The organism is Mesorhizobium sp. M8A.F.Ca.ET.021.01.1.1, assembly GCF_003998025.1.
GTDB lineage: Bacteria > Pseudomonadota > Alphaproteobacteria > Rhizobiales > Rhizobiaceae > Mesorhizobium.
This window is the reverse complement of the sequence record NZ_RZSJ01000778.1, coordinates 1-2,272: the sequence shown is the minus strand read 5'-3', so window position 1 is coordinate 2,272 and position 2,272 is coordinate 1. Positions and strand designations below refer to the sequence as shown.

Annotated in this window: 3 protein-coding genes and 1 pseudogene; all 4 read left to right on the top strand. The window is 60.9% G+C overall.

Annotation, left to right across the window (positions count from 1 at the left end):
- Window positions 1–364 (top strand): annotated as a pseudogene (locus EOA36_RS33720) (SAM-dependent methyltransferase); the annotation flags it as partial.
- 204 nt (window positions 365–568) lie between these two features.
- Entirely contained in the window at window positions 569–1,450 is an 882-nt protein-coding gene (rfbA, locus tag EOA36_RS33715; RefSeq protein WP_127281045.1) for a glucose-1-phosphate thymidylyltransferase RfbA, read from the top strand.
- A 1-nt stretch (window position 1,451) separates the two neighbouring features.
- Window positions 1,452–2,006, top strand: coding sequence for a dTDP-4-dehydrorhamnose 3,5-epimerase (gene rfbC, locus EOA36_RS33710; RefSeq protein ID WP_127281044.1), 555 nt, complete (start codon window positions 1,452–1,454; stop codon window positions 2,004–2,006).
- 29 nt (window positions 2,007–2,035) lie between these two features.
- The coding region (locus EOA36_RS33705) for an NAD-dependent epimerase/dehydratase family protein (protein WP_127281043.1) at window positions 2,036–2,272 on the top strand (237 nt) is incomplete at its 3' end.

The window sequence follows — 2,272 nt, the reverse complement described above, 5'->3', positions numbered from 1 at the left end:
GAATGTGTTCGCCGATGACGTGACCAATGCCCTCGCGCGGATTTTTCCCGACGATCCGCCGCGCTTCCTGGCACGCACGCCGCACGGCTATCACGACAAGGCGCTGATCCGTCGCGACCTGGAGGACGCGGGTTTCTCCGATGTCGCGATCGAGACCAGAGCCGAACAAAGCCGCGCATCCTCGCCACGGCTTCCGGCCGTCGCTTATTGTCAGGGCACCGTCCTTCGCACCGAAATCGAGGCCAGGGACGCTGGAAAACTGGACGCCGCGACCGACTACGCGGCATCAGCCATTGCCGACAGACATGGCAGTGGCGAAGTTGCCGCCAAAATCCAGGCACATGTGATCATGGCCGCGGCCTGAATGGTGGAACGTCCACCCTGCGCAATGACCGCTGTCCCGTCCTCGACAAGACGGAAAGTGCGATCAGTGGTCAGGCCTCGGCCTTGATGGCCGCTATCCAACATGGCCGACGCGTTTGTCGTATGCCGCATTGACAAGCCAATGCATGAAACCTAAGCACAGGCACACAGGGCCGGGGGGCTTTGGCATGTCGAGGAGAGCTTCTTGAAAGGAATTATCCTTGCTGGAGGCAGTGGAACGCGTCTTTATCCACTAACATTAGCAGTCTCTAAGCAAATTCTTCCCATTTACGACAAGCCGATGATCTATTATCCGCTGAGCGTGCTGATGCTCGCGGGAATACGAGAGATTCTGATCATTTCGACGCCCCGTGATCTGCCGGCTTTTCGTGGTTTGCTCGGCGACGGGTCGGAGTTCGGGCTGGCCCTGTCTTACGCCGAGCAGCCGCAGCCCAATGGACTCGCGGAAGCCTTCATCATCGGCCGCGATTTCATCGGCAAGGACAGCGTGTCGATGATCCTGGGCGACAACATCTATTTTGGCGACGGGCTATCGCAGCTTTGCCGCGTCGCGGCATCGCGCCAGAGGGGCGCCTCGGTGTTCGCCTACCATGTCGAGGATCCCGAACGCTATGGCGTGGTGTCTTTCGACAAGGCGACCGGAACCGCGCTGACGATCGAGGAAAAGCCGCAAAAGCCGAAGTCCAACTGGGCCGTCACCGGTCTCTATTTCTACGACAATAACGTCGTCGACATCGCCCCGACCATCCGTCCTTCGGCGCGCGGCGAGATCGAGATCACGGCCATCAACAATGTCTATCTCGAGCGCGGCCAGCTCCATGTTCACCGGCTGGGACGCGGCTATGCCTGGCTCGACACCGGTACGCATGACAGCCTGCACGAAGCCTCGTCCTTCGTGCGTACGATCGAGCATCGCCAGGGCATCAAGGTCGCCTGTCCAGAGGAAATCGCCTTCGAACAGGGATGGCTGACGGCGGACATGGTGCTGGATCGCGCAAGCCGGCTGGGAAAGAACGAGTACGCCGCCTATCTGCGCCGGCGCGTCGTCGATCTTTCGGAGGGTTAAGATGCTGGAGGTGAGATCCCTGGGCATCGACGGGGTGCTGGAAATCGTCCCGAAGCGCCATGGCGACGCACGCGGTTTCTTCATGGAAACCTACAATGCCGAGCGCTTTTCGCAGGCCGGCATCGACCTGACTTTCGTGCAGGACAACCATTCCTATTCCGCTGCCCCGGGCGTCCTGCGCGGGCTTCACTACCAGCTTGCGCCGCGTGCCCAGGACAAGCTGCTGCGGGTCATCCGCGGCAGCATTCTCGACATCGCTGTCGATATCCGCCGCGCCTCGAAAACCTTCGGAAAATGGGTCGCCCTCGAAGTGTCGGCCGAAAAAGGCAACCAGATCCTGGTGCCGAAGGGCTTCGCGCATGGCTTCGTCACGCTCGTGCCCGACACCGAGGTGCTGTACAAGGTGACCGACACCTATTCGCCCGAGCATGATCGGTCGATCCGTTTCGACGATCCCGCCATCGGCATAGAATGGCCGTCGCTGGCCGACGGGTTCCAGCTTTCGGACAAGGACCTCAAGGCGCCGACGCTGGCTACGGCCGAGGTGTTCGCCTGATGGAGCATGTGGGGCATAAGGACGGCGGGATGAATTTTCTGGTGACGGGCGGTGCCGGCTTCATCGGTTCGGCGGTATGCCGGCATCTGTGCGCCAATCCGGCCTACCGGGTGACCAATCTCGACAAGCTGACCTATGCGGGCAACCTGGCCTCGCTGCGGCCGATCGAGAATGCCCACAATTACAGCTTCGCCCAGGCCGATATCTGTGACGAAAGGGCGGTGCTCGACATACTGCGCCGCGACGATATCGACATCGTCATGAAC